This is a genomic window from Campylobacter sp. W0014 (assembly GCF_020135975.1).
Taxonomy (GTDB): Bacteria; Campylobacterota; Campylobacteria; order Campylobacterales; family Campylobacteraceae; genus Campylobacter_D.
In genome coordinates, this window is record NZ_JACHTR010000011.1 from 1 (window position 1) to 19,098 (window position 19,098).

The window sequence follows — 19,098 nt, forward strand, 5'->3', positions numbered from 1 at the left end:
AAATTATAAGTCAAATATCTCCCCACAAATATAGACAAAAAACTCAGTCACAGTGTAAATTTATTATTTTGGAGAATTAAAAAATTATGTTAAAATATTTTTTGTAAAAACAATCAAGGATTAAAAATGCAAAAAAAATCTTTTTTGAAAATCAATGGCATTCTACCCTTTTTGTTTGTGGCTTTTATCAATGCTTTTGTTGATTTAGGACATAAAATTATTATCCAAAACACTATTTATAAAATTTATGAAGAAGATACTCAACTTTTATTAACAGCCATTGTTAATGCGCTTATATTACTTCCTTTTATTTTAATGCTTTCTCCCTCGGGATTTTTAGCGGATAAATATCCTAAAAACTGGATTATGAAAATTTCAGCTGGTTTTAGTGTGATTTTAACCATTATTATTTGTGCTTGTTATTATAATGGAGCTTTTTGGACAGCTTTTGTTTTTACCTTTATTTTAGGAATTCAAGCAGCGCTTTATTCCCCTAGTAAATACGGCTTTATAAAAGAACTGGTAGGAAAAGATTTTCTTGCTATGGGAAATGGTGCGGTTAATGCTGTTAGCATAGTTGCTATTTTGGCTGGAATGGCTGTATTTTCATTGAGTTTTGAAAATCTATATCAGCCTACAAGCGGCAACTATCCTTCGGATATTTTAAAACAAGTAGCTCCTTTGGGATTTGTGCTTATAATTTTTTCATTAGTGGAATTTTATCTAGCTTGTCGCTTACCGGAATTAAAAACTGAGGATAAAGAATTAAAATTCAATAAAAAAGAATACCTTAGTGCCCAATTATTGATTAAAAATTTAAAGCTTATTTTTAAAAATAAAACCATTTGGTTATGTATCGTTGGAATTTCTATATTTTGGGCTATTTCTCAACTTTATCTTGTTACTTTTCCTGTTTTTAGTAAAAATGAACTTTTAATCGATAATACCTTTTTTGTGCAAATTTCTTTAGGATTTTCTGGTATAGGTGTGATTTTAGGCTCTTTAATGGCTGGAAAATTTTCTAGAAATTATATAGAATTAGGACTCATTCCTTTGGGCGCAATAGGTGTTTTTGTTATCACCTTATGCATCCCCTATTTTACAAATTTGATCACTTATAGCTTTTTATTCTTTTTATTTGGCTTTTGTGGAGCAATGTTTATCATACCTTTAAATTCACTTATACAATTTCACGCCAAAGAAAATGAACTTGGAAAAATTCTAGCTGGAAATAATTTTATACAAAATATAACCATGTTAGCTTTTCTTATTTTGGCTACTTTATTTGCAAATTTAAAACTTGACGTGATCTATCTTTTTTATTTTATCATGCTTGTTGCACTTTTAGGCGCACTTTATGTTATATATAAACTCCCATTTTCACTCATAAGAATTCTTTTAAATATTGCATTTTTAGGAAGATATCGTTTGCTTGTGGAAGGATTTGAAAATATCCCTGAAAAAGGAGGCGCCCTACTTTTAGGTAATCATGTCTCTTTTATAGATTGGGCTATTGTTCAAATGGCTATACCAAGAAAAGTTTATTTTGTGATGGAAAGAAGCATTTATTCTAAATGGTATATTAAATTCTTTTTGGATAAATTTGGCGTAATCCCTGTTTCAAGTGGAGGAAGTAAAGCTAGTTTAGAACTTATCGCAGAATATATCAAAAATGGCAATCTTGTTTGCTTATTTCCTGAAGGTGTATTATCAAGACATGGGCAATTAAACGAATTTAGAGCCGGATTTGAACATGCTTGCTCTCACTTAGAAGAAAGTGATGGAATCATCCTACCTTTTTATATAAGAGGACTTTGGGGGAGCTCTTTTTCTAGAAGTGATGAAGAATTTTCCGCTAGAAATAAAACTTTAAGTAAAAGAAATATAGCCATAGCCTTTGGTAAAGCAATGTCTTTGCATTCAAAAAAAGATGAAGTTAAGGCTAAGGTTTTTGAGCTTTCTTTTATGGCTTGGAAATCTCAATGTGAAGCTATGCATACTATCGCTAGATTATGGGTTGATAATGCAAAAAGAAATCTTAATAATATAGCTATTATAGATACTATAGCCGGTGCGATCACTTATAGAAAAATGCTTAGTCTTAGTTTGATTTTAAGTGCTTTCATAAAAGAAAATACTCAAAAATTAAACATCCAAACTCAAAGAGGAAGCTACGCACCTAAAGAAGAATGCGTAGGTGTTTTACTTCCCGCATCCTTTGCAAGTTCTTTAGTCAATATTTCAGTGTTAATTGCTCAAAAAGTTGTTGTCAATCTTAATTTTACAGCTGGAGAAAAGGCTTTAAAAGCTGCCGTAGAAAACGCACAAATTTCACAAATTTATACCTCAAGAAAATTCTTAGAAAAATTAGAAAATAAAGGCTTAAAATTAAATTTTGATGAAAATATTCATTTAGTTTTTATGGAAGATATTGTGGATAATTTCAAAAAACAAAAAGCTAAAATCTTAAGAACAATGCTAATGGTAAGTATTTTGCCATCTTGTATTTTAAAAGCTATATTCACTCCTTCTAAAAACAATCTCGCCATAGCGGCTATACTTTTTAGTAGCGGTAGCGAAGGCGCACCAAAAGGTATCATGCTTAATAATAGAAATATTTTAAGCAATATTGCTCAAATTTCTGATGTTTTATGCACAAGAAATAGTGATGTTATACTTTCTTCTCTACCACCTTTTCATGCTTTTGGCTTAACTGTTACGACATTTTTACCTTTACTTGAAGGGATTAAAAGTGTCACCTTTGCAGATCCAACCGATGCTCTAGGTGTAGCTAAAGTCATAGCTAAAAACAATGTAACCATCATGTGTGGAACATCTACATTTTTAGGAATTTATGCAAGAAATAAAAAATTAGATGCTTTAATGTTTGAAAGTTTAAGAATTGTAGTTTCAGGAGCTGAAAAACTCAAAAACGAAGTTAGAAGTGCTTTTGAAATGAAATTTAAAAAAACTATTTTCGAAGGATATGGAGCTACTGAAACCACGCCTGTAGCAAGTGTAAATCTTCCAAATCGTTTTGATGCGAATTATTGGATCATACATCGTGCAAATAAAGAAGGAAGTGTGGGTATGCCTTTACCAGGAACAGCGATTAGAATCGTCGATCCAAATACTTATGAAAACCTTAAAACAAATGAAGACGGACTCATACTCATAGGTGGTCATCAAGTTATGGTGGGCTATCTTAACAATAAAGAAAAAACCGATGAAGTGATTAAGGAAATTGATGGCATTAGGTGGTACAATACAGGCGATAAAGGGCATCTTGATGAAGAGGGCTTCTTGTATATTGTTGATCGCTATTCTCGTTTTGCAAAAATCGGTGGCGAAATGATTTCTCTTGGAACTTTAGAAGAAGAAATAGCTAAATTTATAAATACTGATGTGGTTAAATTCTGTGCCGTAGCTTTAGAAGATGAAAAAAAAGGAGAGCAAATCACTTTACTTATTGAATGTGATGATGAATTTTTTGAAGGAATTTGCGAAGCGATTAAAAATTCTAACATGCCTGCTATCTTTAAACCAAGTCGCTATTTTAAAGTAGAAAAAATTCCTCTGCTTGGTTCTGGAAAAGTAGATCTAAAAGGAGCTAAAGAATTAGCAAAAAATTTGATTTAAAAAAATATAAAAAGAGATTTATCACTCTCTTTTTATATTTTCTATATATTCTTTAAGTTCATTTTCTTTTAATTCTTGAAGTTTTTCACCCAATGCTTTTCCAAAAAATCCAATATTTATAAGATCTTGCGTGACAATTTTACTCTCAAATTTATTTTCATAAAGTTTAAGTTTTTTAGCCTGCTTTACCCTTTTTTCATTCCAAAGCCCTAACCACTCCTTTAAAGGCATATCAAAAGCGATCTTTGCTAATTCAAAATCATTTACATTGTTCAAATAAAAAGCTTGATTTGCTTTTTTTAAATATTCTTTTTTTAGTTTAGCTTTTTTAAAAAATACTTCTTTATCTAACTTAAAAAAATTAAGATACAAATATAAAAATAAAGCCTCATCTTTAATAATCTTTCTAGCTTCTTTAAGCAAATTTTGAAATTCTAAACTTTTAAAATCACTTTCAAAGTTAAAAATTTCTTTTTCCAAATGAAGTTCTTGTAAGTATTTGTATCCAACTTCAAGTTTTAAACTTTTAAAAAATTTATAAAGCTCAGTGTTGATTCTGTCTTTACTAAGATCTTTAATATCCATATTTCGCATTAAATTTAAAGTTTCATTGGCTATTGTAAAATCAAATCTTGAAGCAAAAACAATGGCTCTTAAAATTCTCAAGCTATCTTCTTGAAAACTTTGCTCATCAATGTGTCTTAAAATGCCATCTTTTAAATCTTGCAAGCCATTATAAAAATCTAAAAATTCTCCGCTAAAAATATTGATCATCAAAGCATTTATAGTAAAATCTCGTCTTTTTGCACCTAATTTTTCATCATTGCAAATTTTTACTTCAAAGCCTGTATGTCCATAGGATATTTTATTTTCTGTTCTAGCGAGTGCTAAATCAAAATTTTTAAATTTATACACAAAAAAACTTTTACCAAAACCTTTTGCACCTAATTTTTGCATAATAGCATCAAATTGTTTTACGTCGATGTCGTAAATTTCGATATCGTAATCAAAAAGCTCTAAACCCAAAAGTATATCCCTGACACTACCACCTACTAAATAAGCTCTTTGGGTGTAAGGTTTTAAAAAATTTGCAATAAAAACTAAATCGGAGTTATTTTTTAAGTCGATCTTCGATATTTGCAAGTAAAAACTCTAAAAAATTAGTTGTAAGATTAAGTCTTGATTCTAAATCCTCTTTTTTAACACTATTTAAACCCTCAAAAAGAACTAAAATTCGCTCTCTGAGATTGCTAAAAAATATCTCTTCATTAAAGCTTTGAGGTTCTTGGGAAATAAAATGAGAGTTTTCCTCTAAAGCATACGATAAATTTTCATTTTCTTTGCTTTGCATTGGAATTTCAATTTCTTGCTCTTTTATTGTAATAATTTCATCTTGCAAATCTTGAGAAATCTCTTCTACGATGGGTTCTTCATTTTTTTCATTAGTTTTTACAATATCTTCTTCTTGCTGCTTTAAAATTTCACTTTGTCTTCTTTGCTCTTCCATGATAGAGCTAACTTCGCTAATTGTCTTTTTTGCTAAATCTTCTAAATTCATATTTTTACCAACCATCTTTTAAATTCATTGATTTCAGTATCGCTTTTCATATTAATAAAAAAATCAAGCATTTGAGCATTTAAATCTTTGTGTTTAGATCTAAATCCACTAAGCCTACGAACAGCATCAATAGCATTTTGATTACTAGGATCCTTTTTTAAAATATTTTTATAAATTTCTAAAGCTTCTTCCTTAAGCCCTTGTGCTTCATAAATAGACGCTTCAGTAATCGTATTTTTCATCAATTTTTCCTAGTAGTTTTTTATTTATTTTAGCAAAAAGCAATTTAACCTAGCCTTTAATCAAACATAATGCCAATTGCTAAAATAATAATACACAAAGCACTTATTTTATTTAATTTATTTAAATGTTTATTCATAAAAATTTTAAAAAAACTTCCACCTAAAGCATATAAATTTAATGAACAAAATTCGATCAATAAAATCATGCTAGTTAAAAACAGTACGCTAGTATGAAATTTTAAAAATGAAGGTAATATCGATAAAATAAAAATCCAAGTTTTTGGATTTGTAATCGAAGTAGTAAAACCTTGAAAAGCTAAAGAAAATTTAGCCTTTTTGGTGATTTTTGTTTCATGAATTTTGGCATGAGATTTAATCAAATTAAAAGCCACATAAAAAAGATACAAGGCTCCAAATATTTTAAAAATTTTAAATAAATTGGCATGTTGAGAAATAAAATTGGCACCAAAAGCACAGCAAATAACAACAATTGCCAGACCAAATAATTCCCCAAACATCATCCATAAAACATTTTTATAACCCAAAGAAAGGCTTAGAGAAAAGGCAAGGTTCATGCATAAACCTGGGAGCAAGGAAACACTCGCAAAAGTAAAGATAAATAACAAATAATCCATTTTATTGTTTTGTTTTAGAATCAAAAAGTTTTTCTATGTATTTACTTCTTTCATCTTTCAAACTAGAATTCATTTCTTGTTTGATTTCTTGTTTGATTTCTTTTTGTATTTCGATTTTGCTATTTTCATCGCTAAAATATAAATGGTCTATTCCAAAAATAACACCTATAATAATCAATAAAGGGATTAAAAATATCATTTTTTCACCTTTTTTAAATTTTATTAAAAATACTACCGTAATATTTTATATTTTCAGCTTTTTCATTTTTTTCTATTGTTTCTATCGCACCACTATCTATAGCTTTTTGCATATCTTCATCCAAATCCTGATAAGAAAAAACCATATTGATACTGATTATATTTGGTAATTGCTCTAGCATTTTATAAGAATTTAATTCATCTTCTAATTTTTCACTTTCAATTACAACTATAATCTTTTCATTTTCACAAAGCTCTACTGAACAAAAAGGAATTTCGGAAATAGTTTTTTTTAAATCATCTACATATTCTTCTTTTGCTGTAATTAAAACACTAGAAAGATTATTCATCAATACTCCTAAACATTATAGTATCCCCAAAACCTGAAATGATAAAATCTTTATTATTTAAAAAAATAATAAATTCACTCATCAAATTTTCATTATTAAAAGTTTTAATAGTTTTAAAATCATCCGTGTTAAAAACTTCGCTAATTCCAGCTTCATTATCGCTATAAACTGCTAATTTTCCATTAGGGCTCAAAGCGCAAGCATAAATTAAAAAATCTTTTTGTAAAAATCTTTGCTCTTCGTTTTTTATAATCCCTACACGCCTATCCGTTCCACAACTTAAAATAACATTATTTTTAAAATCTACTTGATAAATATTATCCTTATGTATTTTATCATAGTTTTTTAGTATTTTCCAATTTTTCAAATCAAAAAACTTAACTTCTCCGCTCTCAAAACCCGCAACTAGTTTATTTTTGTCTTCGCTTAACATCACATCATTAAGACTAGAATAAGAAAAATTAAAATTTTTTATATGATTTAAATTTTTATCAATCAATTCTATTTCAGAACCAATGGAGATTAAAAGGTAAGTATCCTCATCGATAAAAAACGCTTTTATTATACTACTTTCTTCAAGTTTTTTTTGTTTGTAAACTCTCTTTATAAAAACTTAAATTTTTAGAGCCAAAATCACCCTCGCTGAGTATTAAAAGTTTATTTTTAAAAATATCAATATTATAAATTTTGGCAAATTCATCGCCATAATAATTTTTAATTTTTGGAAAAGATAAAAGCTCTTTCAAACTTTTATCTTTGATATTGTATAGTAAAATTTCACCTTTATCAGTGCCTATATATAAGTTTTGCTTATCAAGTTTTAAAGATATTATATTTGAATTTATTTTTAACTCATAAGCATAAGACAAAACACAAAAAAGGTTCAAAATAAAAAGAAAATTTTTCATTTTATTTTTTTATTTTACACCCTCATTAATCACATCGAACAAATTTGAATGACTTTTCAATTTTTCATTTTTAAATTCAGGTTTAAAACTATTACCCACTAAAGGCTTAGCATCGCTTTGTGGCACATGACATTGAGTACAATTAAAACGCGCATCGCTAATGTTATCTTTAGTGCTTTTATTGTGTCTAAAATCATAATAATGAGTTGCTGGAAGTGGAGTTGCACCTACATCTTTAGCGATAGATTTATCATGACAACTTAAGCAAGTATTATTATCCTTTGTAATAGGAAGCATATCCGCAATCGCATGTGGGATAAGAGGTGGAGCATTTTCATAAGATCTTTCAAAACGAGTCGATTCCCCAGGCTGCAAATTGGTATAATTTGCTTCCACTAAGGAAACTTTATTTTCATTTTCCAAACTTGCTTTTCTAAGTCCAATTTGCTCAGAACTCAATCCATTATTAACTCCGCATGCAACCAAAAAAAGAGTTGCTGCAGCTGAAAGTAAAATAATTTTCTTTTTCATCAATTTTTCCTTAAATCAAAAATATTAAAATTTAAAGCATTATCATTACAAACTTCTATACATCTACCGCATCTTATACATTCCCCCGAAGTTACTTTCGCATCTTCTTTTCCAATCATCCATAAAACTTGTTTTTCTGGGCAAATTTCAACACAATGATAACATTTCGTACAATTTTGACTTTTATGCTGAATTTTTAGCAAAGCAAAACGAGAGATGAAAGCATAAAAAGCACCCAAAGGGCAAATATGAGAACAAATCGCTCTAGAGCTTAAAAAAGTATCTATGCAAAAAATTACAAAAGCGATAAATATCCAAGAAGTAGTACCAAAAATAATTCCTCTATGTACAATCCCTATATAAGAAAAACTTTCAAATATAGGCAAAGACAATACAAAAGAAAGAATTAAAACCAAAAATAAAACATAATAGCGAAATTTTTTATTTAAAATTAAAAATTTACTATTCTTAAATCCAAATTTAGAACGAATAAAAGCAGCAAAATCTGTGATTAAATTTATAGGACACACCCAAGAACAAAAAGCCCTGCCTAAAAAAATTCCATAAAGAATTGCAATGATTATAGCGCCAAATAATGCAGTCAAATCAACACTCAAACTTGCTAAAAAGATTTGCAAAATGGCAAAAGGATCACTTAAGGGTATAGTACTAAAAAGTTTAGAAGAACTCAAATCCCCTTTTAGAATAAAATCCGTTGCCTTAAAACTAAAAAGAGATAAAATTCCTATTTGAACTATGCGTCTAGCAATCAAATATTTCATAAATTATCTCCTTCATTAAGATAATCTTGTGCTTTTTTAGCATCAAAATGTTTAGAAGAATTAGCATTTTTTAAACGTTTTTCATCATCTTTATCCCAACCCTTTACATAATGACTTGAATCTTTTCCTAAGATAAATTCACGCGGCAATACACGGATAGAAGGTGTTTGAGTAACACAAACTTTTTCACAAATACCACAACCTACGCAAACATCATTATCAACAACAGGGATTAAAAAGGCATGTTTTGCTGTCCTTTCGTTTCTTTTATATTCTAATTTTAAAGCCTTATCGATTAAAGGACAAGCCCTTTGACAAGCATCACATTGCAAACCCCAAAAAGCAATACAAGCTGAAGAATCCACAACTGCAACACCCATTTTTAAAGACTCTATCCCTTGATCTAAATGTTTTTTATCTAAGGCATCCGTTGGACATTCCTTTATACAAGGAATGTCCTCACAAAGATGACAAGGAATTTCTCTAGCTTTAAAAAAAGGTGTGCCAGTCTTTGGTTCATCTAATAAATCAGCAAGTTTTAAGGTATCCCAAGGACAGGCTTTAACACAAAGTCCACAACGGATACATTTGCTTAAAAATCTTTCTTTATTTTCAGCTCCAGGTGGAAGTAAATAAAAATCATCCTTAGCTTTTAATTTTATATTAGCTAAAAATCCTCCAGCTGTGCAAAGACAAGCGCCCTTAAAAATAAAGCTAAAAAACTCTCTTCGTCCCTTCATTTTTATTAACCCTTAGATTAAGCCTTGTAAATTTTTACCGCACATTTTTTATAATCGGTTTGTTTTGAAAGTGGGCAAGTAGCATCTAAAGTAACTTTATTAATGTACACATTTTCATCAAACCAAGGAACATATACAAGACCTACTGGTGGTTTATTTCTTCCTCTCATATCAACTCTTGCTTTTACTTTACCACGACGAGACTCTATCCAAACCAAATCATCTTGTTTTAAGCCTAATTTTTCTCCATCTTTTTCACTCATATAGCAAAGTGCTTCTGGAACTGCTCTGTAAAGCTCTGGAACACGCATAGTCATCGTTCCACTATGCCAATGCTCTAAAACTCTACCTGTTGCCAACCAGAATGGATATTCTTTATCTGGTCTTTCTGGGGCTTTCATAAATGGTCTAAAGAAAATTTTTGCTTTATTTTTAATACTATGTGGTTTTTCATCAATTGGAGCTTTTAAATCACCGTTTGCCAACATTTTATCAAATCCACCATAGAAAGCAAAATCAGAATTTGGAGAAGCTTTTTTAGCATAGTAATCAAATTTGGTATTAAATCTCCATTGAGTTTCTTTGCCATTAACAACTGGCCATCTTAAACCTCTTACTTTATGGTAAGTATCAAATTCAGCCAAATCATGTCCATGACCTAAACCAAATTTTCTATACTCTTCCCAAAGATATTTTTGAACAAAGAAGCCATAACCTTTAAATTCTTTTCCATCGCTGCCTTCGATTTTTCTTTCATCCCCATTAGCATCGGTATTATCAAAACCTTTAGCGATTGGATCGTTTGTTTTAAAGCTTCTTGCTTCTTTATTGGCAAATAATACATCAAATAAGGTATTATCTTCGTTATATCCCATAGCTTTTGCTTCTTCTAAGACGCTTGGTAAAGTGAGTTTATCATCAACTTTTTGCTCTTTCCAAACTTCTTTAAGTTTAAATCTTTTTGCAAATTCAAAAATTTGCCAAGTATCACTCATAGCAGCACCTACTGGTAAAACTTGTTGTCTCCAATGTTGAGTTCTTCTTTCAGCATTTCCATAAGCACCCCATTTTTCATAAATCATAGCACTTGGTAAAATAAGATCGGCTACTTTTGCTGAAATTCCTGGATAACAATCACTCACAACGATGAAATTATCCATATCTCTAGCGGCTTTGATCCAGTGATTTGCATTAGCAGTATTTTGCCATGGATTATTTACTTGAACCCAAATAAATTTAATTTTACCATCCTCTAAATCCCTCATAATTCCAACAAAAGGAGAGCCTGGTTTTGGATTGATTGTTTTAGCTGGAACTTTCCATATTTTTTCTGAAATTTCTCTATGTTTTGGATTTGCCACAACCATATCAGCAGGCAAACGATGCGAAAAAGTTCCTACTTCTCTTGCTGTTCCACAAGCACTTGGTTGTCCAGTTAAAGAAAAGGCTCCAGAACCTGGTTTTGCTTGTTTTCCAAGTAATAAATGCACCATATAAGCTTGTTCATTAACCCAAGAACCACGAGTGTGTTGATTAAAGCCCATGGTCCAAAAACTTACTATCTTACGATTTTTTTCTATGTATAGTTTTGCTAATTGTTCAAGTTTTTTCTTAAAGTCTTCCAAAGATTCATTATCATCACCTTTAGCAACTTTTGCTGTATATTCAAGTGTATAAGGAGCTAAACCTTTTTTAAATTCTTCAAAAGAGATTTCCCAGTTTTTATCCGCTACACCTTGGTGTTTCATATGGAATTTATCACCTTTTTTCATTCCAAGATACGCTAAAGAAGTTGCCTCTTCTTCATCTAAAGTGATTACATTTTCTTTTTCCACTGTATCTTTTTCACTAGCTTTAAATTTAGGGTGATTTGGATTATTTCTCATACCATAACCAATATCAGCATAGCCTGTTGCAAAAACACAATGTTTGTTGATAAATTCTTTATCCATTGCTTCTGGATGATTATAAACAATTTCTCTTGCGATATAGTTCCATATTGCTAAATCTGTATTTGGCTTAAAAATAATTTCTATATCAGCAATATTTGAGGTTCTATTTGAATAGGTACTTAAATTAACAACCTTAACTTTATCAAGATTGCTTAATTTTCTATCGCTTACCCTAGACCACAAAATAGGATGCATTTCTGCCATATTAGCACCCCAAGTAACGATAGTGTCTGTAAGCTCTATATCATCATAACAGCCTGATGGCTCATCCACACCAAAAGTTTGCATAAAACCTACAACCGCTGAAGCCATACAATGTCTTGCATTTGGATCAATATTATTAGTCCTAAAACCAGCTTTTGCAAGTTTTAAAGCCGCATAACCTTCCTGAATAGTATATTGACCACTACCAAAAATACCTACGCCACTTACGCCTAATTCATTATAGGCTTTTTTAAATTGTTTTTCCATTTCATCAAAGGCTCTTTTCCAAGAAACTTGTTGAAATTTACCTTTTTTATCAAATTCACCTTTATCATTGACACGCATTAAAGGCATCACAAGACGATCTTCTCCATACATAATCTTAGCATTAAAATATCCCTTAATACAGTTAAGACCACGATTAACTGGAGCTTCAGGATCTCCCTTTGTAGCGACTATTTTGCCATCTTTTCTAGCTATCATAATTCCACAGCCTGTTCCGCAAAATCTACAAACGGCTTTATCCCATTTCCAATTCTCTTCTTGCTTGGCAAGCATAGAAGTTGGCACGCTTAGTCCTGCCACACTAGCAGCACTTGCAATAGCGGTATTTTTAATAAAATCCCTTCTATTCATATACTATTCTCCTTTTAAAAAAATAAAAAGTCATCTAATTATAACAATTAAATGTAAATTTTCATTCTTATTTTTTCAAAAAAATAATAATTTTAAATATCTATTTTATAGTATTTTTAAAAGAAATTTTTATTAAAAAGAAATAATATAAATTAATAAAAAAATATCCTAAAGATTATATCTGTATCAAAAAAAAGGAAAAAATATATTTTAAAAGATTAGTTGTTTATAAATGGTCACAAAAGCTTGTGACCAAAGTATTTAGATTAATGACAGCCGCAACCACCGCAACCGCAGCTATTGAAAAAAGAGTCGAGTTTAGAAATATCAGGCATTTCTGTGATTTCATTAACTAATTCTTTATAAGCGATTTTTCCATCTTTAACCACAAACACAGCACGAGCTAAAAGACCTTCTAATGCAGTATCTTCGATTAAAACTCCATATTTTTCACCAAATTCTTTAGAAACAAAATCACTAGCAACAGTTAAATTTTCTATACCTTCTGTACTACAAAATCTTCCCATAGCAAAAGGTAAATCCATGCTCACTATAATAACTTCTGCTCCGTTATAACTTGCTACTTTTTTATTAAAATCTCTAGCCTCTGTAGCACATACTGGAGTATCAAGGCTTGGCACACTTAAAATAATTTGAGTTTTTCCAGCTGCACCGATTTCAACCAAACTTAAATCTTTTGCTTTTAAGCTTAATTTTGGCGCTTGATCTCCAACTTCTAAAGCATTTCCTTTAAGCTTTACTGGACTTCCTTTAAAATTAACTGAACTCATAATATTCTCCTTTTTTATAGTTTAAAACATTGAAATTATGTTTTAAGAGTAATTATATCTCATAAATACTAATATTTTTTTAAAATCAAAGTTTCTCCGCTTTGCAAAGTCCAGCTTCTATCAAGAAACATGAAGGAGCGAAAGAGGTTTTTTTATTTTTATCATATTTTGCATAACTGAGATAAAGTATATTTCTTGCTCTAGTTACCGCAACATAAAAAAGTCTTCTTTCTTCCTCTAAACTTCCTCCCATTCCCATAAGCTTTTGATTAGGAAAACGACCTTGCGCAAGATCCACCACAAAAACAAGATCAAATTCTAAACCTTTACTTGCATGAACACTCAATAAGCTAACCCCTTTTTCACTACCCATTTCACTAGCACCTAAGGTTAAAAAATTGTAATATTTGTAAATATCACTGTAGTTTTTAGCAAGCTCTCTTAAGACATTTAATTTACCTTCTATTTTTTCTAAATTTTCAGCTTTTCTTGTTAAATCAACCTGCCCTGCTTTATTTGTTGCTCTTTTAATAGCGAGTTCTTCACATATTTCTCTATAAAAAGAATTTTGACAAATTAATTTTACCAAAGCCAAAGAGTGTTTAATCTCCATAGCTTCTTTTAGAAAAAAATAAATTTTTTCTAAATTTTTAGCACACAAATCATTGATTTTTGAAATTTTTAAAATAGGATGAACATTAAATTCACTCTGTAAATTAAAACGTTTTTCATCTAATAATTCATCCAAATCCCCAAAAAGACCAAGTTGATAATTTCTTTTTTGATGATTTTGCAAATTCACGTTTTTATCAGGATCTAAAAAACCTTTGATTAAATTTCCATGCCCTAATTTCAAAAGTGCATCAAAAATTTCTTTTGCCAATACCCCACCTACTCCTTTTGTGTATTGGATTAAATGGATAAAAGCCATAATATCTTTTGGATTAATCACCAAGGCTAAAATCGCATTAAAAGCTTTAACCTCCAAGCTTTCAAAAAAACTTCCACTACCTTTTCTAGTACTAGCAATCCCTTGCTCTCTTAAAGCCACCTCAATTCCATCAGCGCTTGAATTGTTTCTAAAAATAACTGCAATTTCTTCTAAATTTACTCCGCTCGTAAATATCATTTTGGCAATATTTTTATATTGATCGAACAATTCTTCAAAGGTTAATAAAGTTGGTGCTTTAAATTCATCTTTTCTTGTCACAACCAATTCTTTAGGATAAAGTCTTTCGTTATTTAAAATCACTTTATTTGCCAAAGCCAGAATACTTCTTGAAGAACGATAGTTTTTATTTAAAGAAAATATTTTTGCATCCTTAAAACGTTCTTTAAAGCTTCCAATAATATTAATATCCGCTCCATTAAAAGCATAAATACTTTGATCATAATCACCCACGCAAAATAAACTTTTGCTTTTGAAAGATTCAATCAAAGAGCTTTGCAAAGTGTTTGTGTCTTGATATTCATCTACTAAAATTTCATCAAATTCATATTGTTTTTCTTTTAAAAGTTCTTTTAAATTTAAAAGCAAGTCATTAAAGTCAACATAGTCAAAACGCTTTTTTTCGTTTTCATACTCTTTAAAAATATCTTCATAAATTTCAGCATATATACTCTGCTCTTCATAATTTTTACAAAACCAAGTGAAAAAATCTTGTTGATGTGCTTTGTTTTGAAATAAAGAATACACATCATATAAATAACTTGCTTGATAAGGTTTTACATCGCTTAAATGTCTAAAAGTTCTTTTTTCATAAACGCTTCTAAGTAAAGTTTTTAACTCGTTAGCCTGCTTTAAAATAATATTTTTATTTGCATTTTTTAATAAAGTATAAGCCGTGCTATGAAAGGTTCCTGCAAGAATTTTATTTGTAATGCTTTTATCGAAAAAAATATTTAAACGACCGATCATTTCCTTACTAGCTTTGTTGGTAAAAGTTAAAAGCATTATTTTTTGTGGATCAATACCCTTGCTTAAAAGATAAGATATTCTTGCAACGATAGTAGAAGTCTTTCCTGTGCCTGCACTTGCGATTATTAAATTATGTCCAAAATCAGCAGTCGCAGCTTGATACTGCTCTTCATTTAATCTAGAAAGTGGCATTATACTCCTTGAAAAAAGTTAAAATTATAAAAAAAATTGCTTAAAAATACAAAATTTAAATATTCTTTATATTTGATTATAGTAAAATAAAAAAATATTTTTAAAATAAAAGTAAGGAAATCAAAAATGAATTTTAAAGTTTTTTCTGTCATTGCTGGAATACTAATCGCTGTAATTTTGATACTTGGAGGAACGTATTATTATCTTTTTGAATACTCAAAGCCAAATTATTCTTACACCCCAACAAATAATTATCAAACCAATATGCAATCAAATGCGTATGAACAAAATTCATATTCCAATCAAACAAATAATAATTATTCAAACAATGCTTATAACACCACATCTTATCCAAGCTATAACCAAAAACAAGAAAATAAGATAGAAAGTAAAATAGACAATAGCACTGCTTTAAACAATCAACAAGAGCAAAACATAAGCAAAGAAGTTGAAAAAAAATCAAATGAAATCAAAGAACAAAATATAAGTGTAGTAAATAAAACAGAATCAAGCAAAGTAGTAGAAAAAACAGAAAAAAAAGTTGAAAATAAAAAAGAAATCACAGAAGAAGAGAAAAAAGCAAAAATAGCAGCTTTAAATAAAGAAATAGAAAGACAAAGAAAACTTCTAGAGCAAGAAAAAGCTTTAAAAAATAAAACGGGCAAAAATACTAAAAAACATAAGCTTAGCGTCGCTGAAGAATATCTAACCATTGGAAAAGATAGTCGCTTAGAACCTCAATTAAGCACTGAAGGTATGCAGGTATTTATTTTGGATGGAAAATTTTTAAGTGATTATAGAATTAACTTGTTAAAAGAGATATTAGATCCTATACAAACTAATGCTAAAGATTATAATCTAGCTATCTTTGTAAAAATGCTTCCAAAAGGTGAAATGAAACTAACTGTTTATAATAAAGATATTATATTTTCAGATATGAGAAAAGCTTACAAATATATAAGCGTAGATAGAATCAAGCCTTATATGAATAATCCTCAAGAAATCAATAGTCACATTGCACGTGAGGAAAAAATCAAAAAAATCAGTATCCAAATCAAAAAAGAAGGAAAAGGTAGCGAATTTTCTAAACACATCAAAAGTTTAAAAACAGGTGCTAATTTTACACAATATTTCTTCCCATTCTGCGAAATGGTAGAAATTTCATCTAAATAATTTTTATAAAATAAAGGTTATATTTATTATGACATATAATAAAGAAGTCGAAGAAAAATACTATAAAATTTGCGAAGAACGTGGATATTTTGAAATAGACGGAAATAAATCTATACAAGAAAAAAATAAAAATTTTTGCATCATGATGCCTCCTCCAAATGTAACTGGAGTACTTCATATCGGACACGCTTTAACTTTCACCTTGCAAGATATAATGACTCGTTATAAAAGAATGGATGGCTATAAAGTTCTTTATCAACCAGGACTTGATCATGCGGGTATTGCCACTCAAAACGTAGTCGAAAAACAACTCCTTGCGCAAGGACTTAAAAAAGAAGAATTAGGTAGAGAAAAATTTATAGAAAAAGTTTGGCAGTGGAAAGAACAAAGTGGTGGTAAAATTTTAGATCAAATGAGAACTTTAGGCATAACTCCAGCTTGGAGTCGCTTACGCTTTACCATGGATGAAGGTTTGGTTAATGCCGTTAAAAAAGCCTTTGTTGAACTTTACAATAAAAAGCTTATCGTTCGTGGAAATTACATGATCAATTGGTGTACTCATGATGGAGCTTTAAGCGATATTGAGGTCGAATACAAAGAAAACAAAGGAAAACTCTATCATATTAAATATTTTTTAAAAGATAGTGATAAATACTTAGTCGTAGCTACCACTCGTCCAGAAACCTTTTTTGGCGATACAGCGGTTATGATCCATCCAGAGGATGAACGCTACAATAAACTTATAGGAAGAGAAGTGGTTTTACCACTCACCCAAAAAGCTATCAAAATCATAGCAGATACTCATGTTGATAAAGAATTTGGAACAGGAGTGGTTAAAGTTACTCCCGCACATGATATAAACGACTATGAAGTTGGTTTAAGACATCAATTAGATTTTATAACCGTTTTTGATGAAAAAGGTGTTTTAAATGAACATTGTTTAGAATTTCAAGGTTTAGAGCGTTTAGACGCAAGAGAGAAAATCGTTGCTAAACTTGAAGAACTAGGTTTTATAGAAAAAATAGAAGAATACAATAATCAAGTGGGATATTGTTATCGCTGTAACAATGTCGTTGAACCTTATATTTCAAAACAATGGTTTGTTAAAAAAGAAATCGCTAAAGAAAGTATAGAAAAAGTTGCTTTAGGTGAAAGTAAATTTTATCCAAATCATTGGATCAATAGCTTTAATGCTTGGATGAAAGATTTAAAAGATTGGTGTATTTCAAGACAACTTTGGTGGGGGCATCAAATTCCTGTATATTATTGTGAATGTACACATGAATGGGCAAACGAGAATACTCCTGAAATTTGTCCAAAATGCCAAAGTAAAAATTTCAAACAAGATGAAGATGTTTTAGACACTTGGTTTTCTTCTGGGCTTTGGGCTATGAGCACTTTAGGCTGGGGTAATGGAAGCTGGGGTAAAGATCAGATTTGGTTTGAAGAAGATTTGAAAGAATTTTATCCTAATTCTTTATTGATAACCGGCTTTGATATTTTGTTTTTCTGGGTGGCAAGAATGATGTTTCAAAGCACAAATGCTTTAAACGCTTTACCTTTTAAAGATATTTATTTGCATGCCCTTGTTAAAGATGAGCAAGGTAGAAAAATGAGTAAAAGCCTTGGAAATGTGATCGATCCTAATGAAAGCATTAAAGAATATAGTGCGGATATTTTGCGTTTCACCTTAGCTTTACTTGCCATACAAGGAAGAGATATCAAACTTAGCAACGATAAGCTTTTGCAAGTTAGAAATTTTACCAACAAAATCGTAAATGCGGCAAATTATTTACTTTTAAATGAAAGTAAATTTGAGGATTTAGAACACATTAGTTTAGAATCAAAACTTGCAAAATACATTTTTTCAAAATTTCAAAATTGCGTTAAAAATGTTAGAGAAAATTTGGACAATTATCGCTTCAATGATGCTGCAAATACAATTTATAAATTTTTCTGGGATGATTTTTGCGATTGGGGAATAGAACTTAGCAAGGCTGAAAAATCAAGCGTAAAAGAGCTTGGAAGTATTTTTAAAGAAGCGTTAAAACTTTTAAATCCTTTTATGCCTTTTATCAGCGAATTTTTATATCACGAACTTAGCAATACAAGCTTAGAAACTAGCCCTTCCATCATGATCGCGCAATATCCTAAAATCGCTTTACAAAATGAAAATGATATAGAAAATACTTTTTCTTTATTGATCGAAAGTATCGTAAGTATACGAAGAGCTAAGAGCCTTATTGATTTAGGAAATTCCAAAATAGAAAAAGCCTATATTAAGCTTAATAATCCTATTTTTGAAAAAGAATTAAACTCATCTATTGTATTTATAAAAACTTTAGCAAAATGTGAAAATATAGAATTTACAAATCAGAAATTAGAAAAAGCAATTTGCGATGTCAGCGATAATTTAGAAATTTTTATCACACTTGATAATGTCGATCTTAGCGGGATTATATCAAGACTTGAAAACCAAAAAGCCAAACTTGAAAAAGAAAGTGCTAAGATAAATTCAATGCTTAGTAATGAAAAATTTGTAGCCAATGCGCCCAAAGAAGTCGTAGAGCAAAATAAAAATTCTTTATCAAATTTACAAATACAACTTGAAAAAATATCCGCTGAACTTGCTAATTTAAGAGGTTAAAA

15 protein-coding genes and 1 pseudogene are annotated in these 19,098 nt (G+C 29.8%); 3 read left to right on the forward strand and 13 right to left on the reverse strand.

The window, feature by feature from the left end:
• The first annotated feature begins 126 nt into the window (after positions 1-126).
• Entirely contained in the window at positions 127-3,639 is a 3,513-nt protein-coding gene (locus H2277_RS04900; RefSeq protein WP_337201237.1) for an acyl-[ACP]--phospholipid O-acyltransferase, read from the forward strand.
• 21 nt (positions 3,640-3,660) lie between these two features.
• Here the strand turns inward: H2277_RS04900 and H2277_RS04905 are convergent, their stop codons facing one another.
• From H2277_RS04905 to H2277_RS04965, 13 genes and pseudogenes are all read right to left on the reverse strand, one after another.
• Complete coding sequence (locus tag H2277_RS04905; RefSeq protein WP_337201238.1) at positions 3,661-4,782, reverse strand: CCA tRNA nucleotidyltransferase; 1,122 nt, start codon at positions 4,780-4,782, stop codon at positions 3,661-3,663.
• On the reverse strand, positions 4,751-5,197 hold the full coding sequence (locus H2277_RS04910) for a CiaD-like domain-containing protein (protein WP_337201239.1): 447 nt from the start codon (positions 5,195-5,197) through the stop codon (positions 4,751-4,753). The genes H2277_RS04905 and H2277_RS04910 overlap by 32 nt, the downstream gene beginning before the upstream one ends.
• Complete coding sequence (locus tag H2277_RS04915) at positions 5,194-5,442, reverse strand: tol-pal system YbgF family protein (RefSeq protein ID WP_137624245.1); 249 nt, start codon at positions 5,440-5,442, stop codon at positions 5,194-5,196. The genes H2277_RS04910 and H2277_RS04915 overlap by 4 nt, the downstream gene beginning before the upstream one ends.
• A gap of 53 nt (positions 5,443-5,495) precedes the next feature.
• Positions 5,496-6,074 carry a LysE family translocator gene (locus H2277_RS04920; RefSeq protein ID WP_337201240.1) on the reverse strand — a complete coding sequence of 193 codons (579 nt, stop codon included), beginning with the start codon at positions 6,072-6,074 and terminating at the stop codon, positions 5,496-5,498.
• A gap of 1 nt (position 6,075) precedes the next feature.
• Positions 6,076-6,273, reverse strand: a complete 198-nt coding sequence (locus H2277_RS04925; RefSeq protein WP_337201241.1) for a hypothetical protein — start codon at positions 6,271-6,273, stop codon at positions 6,076-6,078.
• Positions 6,274-6,286: 13 nt separating this feature from the next.
• Positions 6,287-6,622 (reverse strand): chaperone NapD, encoded by a 336-nt coding sequence (locus tag H2277_RS04930; protein WP_337201242.1) that lies wholly within the window; start codon positions 6,620-6,622, stop codon positions 6,287-6,289.
• A pseudogene (locus H2277_RS04935) lies at positions 6,615-7,530 on the reverse strand (WD40 repeat domain-containing protein). The gene H2277_RS04930 and the pseudogene H2277_RS04935 overlap by 8 nt, the downstream one beginning before the upstream one ends.
• Positions 7,531-7,539: 9 nt before the next feature.
• Complete coding sequence (locus H2277_RS04940) at positions 7,540-8,064, reverse strand: nitrate reductase cytochrome c-type subunit (protein WP_337201243.1); 525 nt, start codon at positions 8,062-8,064, stop codon at positions 7,540-7,542.
• On the reverse strand, positions 8,061-8,843 hold the full coding sequence (gene napH, locus H2277_RS04945) for a quinol dehydrogenase ferredoxin subunit NapH (protein WP_337201244.1): 783 nt from the start codon (positions 8,841-8,843) through the stop codon (positions 8,061-8,063). Before napH ends, H2277_RS04940 begins: the two co-directional genes overlap by 4 nt.
• On the reverse strand, positions 8,840-9,583 hold the full coding sequence (gene napG, locus H2277_RS04950) for a ferredoxin-type protein NapG (RefSeq protein WP_337201245.1): 744 nt from the start codon (positions 9,581-9,583) through the stop codon (positions 8,840-8,842). Before napG ends, napH begins: the two co-directional genes overlap by 4 nt.
• 17 nt (positions 9,584-9,600) lie before the next feature.
• The gene (gene napA / locus H2277_RS04955) at positions 9,601-12,375 is read right to left on the reverse strand and encodes a periplasmic nitrate reductase subunit alpha (protein ID WP_337201246.1); all 2,775 of its coding nucleotides are present in this window, start codon (positions 12,373-12,375) and stop codon (positions 9,601-9,603) included.
• Between the two features lie 266 nt (positions 12,376-12,641).
• The gene (gene tpx / locus H2277_RS04960; protein ID WP_337201247.1) at positions 12,642-13,166 is read right to left on the reverse strand and encodes a thiol peroxidase; all 525 of its coding nucleotides are present in this window, start codon (positions 13,164-13,166) and stop codon (positions 12,642-12,644) included.
• 85 nt (positions 13,167-13,251) lie between these two features.
• Entirely contained in the window at positions 13,252-15,276 is a 2,025-nt protein-coding gene (locus H2277_RS04965; RefSeq protein WP_337201248.1) for an ATP-dependent helicase, read from the reverse strand.
• A 126-nt stretch (positions 15,277-15,402) separates the two neighbouring features.
• On the opposite strand from H2277_RS04965, the gene H2277_RS04970 reads away from it, so the two are divergent.
• Together H2277_RS04970 and H2277_RS04975 are read left to right on the forward strand one after the other, a co-directional pair.
• Positions 15,403-16,449 (forward strand): hypothetical protein, encoded by a 1,047-nt coding sequence (locus tag H2277_RS04970; RefSeq protein ID WP_337201249.1) that lies wholly within the window; start codon positions 15,403-15,405, stop codon positions 16,447-16,449.
• Positions 16,450-16,477: 28 nt separating this feature from the next.
• Positions 16,478-19,096 carry a valine--tRNA ligase gene (locus H2277_RS04975; RefSeq protein ID WP_337201250.1) on the forward strand — a complete coding sequence of 873 codons (2,619 nt, stop codon included), beginning with the start codon at positions 16,478-16,480 and terminating at the stop codon, positions 19,094-19,096.
• Positions 19,097-19,098 lie beyond the last annotated feature (2 nt).

Bases quoted from the DNA above. Each gene is read 5' to 3' on its own strand.
- H2277_RS04900 (WP_337201237.1), top strand. From the start codon at position 127: ATGCAAAAAAAATCTTTTTTGAAAATCAATGGCATTCTACCCTTTTTG.
- H2277_RS04910 (WP_337201239.1), bottom strand. From the start codon at position 5,197: ATGAATTTAGAAGATTTAGCAAAAAAGACAATTAGCGAAGTTAGCTCT.
- H2277_RS04920 (WP_337201240.1), bottom strand. From the start codon at position 6,074: ATGGATTATTTGTTATTTATCTTTACTTTTGCGAGTGTTTCCTTGCTC.
- H2277_RS04925 (WP_337201241.1), bottom strand. From the start codon at position 6,273: ATGATATTTTTAATCCCTTTATTGATTATTATAGGTGTTATTTTTGGA.
- H2277_RS04930 (WP_337201242.1), bottom strand. From the start codon at position 6,622: ATGAATAATCTTTCTAGTGTTTTAATTACAGCAAAAGAAGAATATGTA.
- napH (WP_337201244.1), bottom strand. From the start codon at position 8,843: ATGAAATATTTGATTGCTAGACGCATAGTTCAAATAGGAATTTTATCT.
- napG (WP_337201245.1), bottom strand. From the start codon at position 9,583: ATGAAGGGACGAAGAGAGTTTTTTAGCTTTATTTTTAAGGGCGCTTGT.
- napA (WP_337201246.1), bottom strand. From the start codon at position 12,375: ATGAATAGAAGGGATTTTATTAAAAATACCGCTATTGCAAGTGCTGCT.
- tpx (WP_337201247.1), bottom strand. From the start codon at position 13,166: ATGAGTTCAGTTAATTTTAAAGGAAGTCCAGTAAAGCTTAAAGGAAAT.
- H2277_RS04965 (WP_337201248.1), bottom strand. From the start codon at position 15,276: ATGCCACTTTCTAGATTAAATGAAGAGCAGTATCAAGCTGCGACTGCT.
- H2277_RS04970 (WP_337201249.1), top strand. From the start codon at position 15,403: ATGAATTTTAAAGTTTTTTCTGTCATTGCTGGAATACTAATCGCTGTA.
- H2277_RS04975 (WP_337201250.1), top strand. From the start codon at position 16,478: ATGACATATAATAAAGAAGTCGAAGAAAAATACTATAAAATTTGCGAA.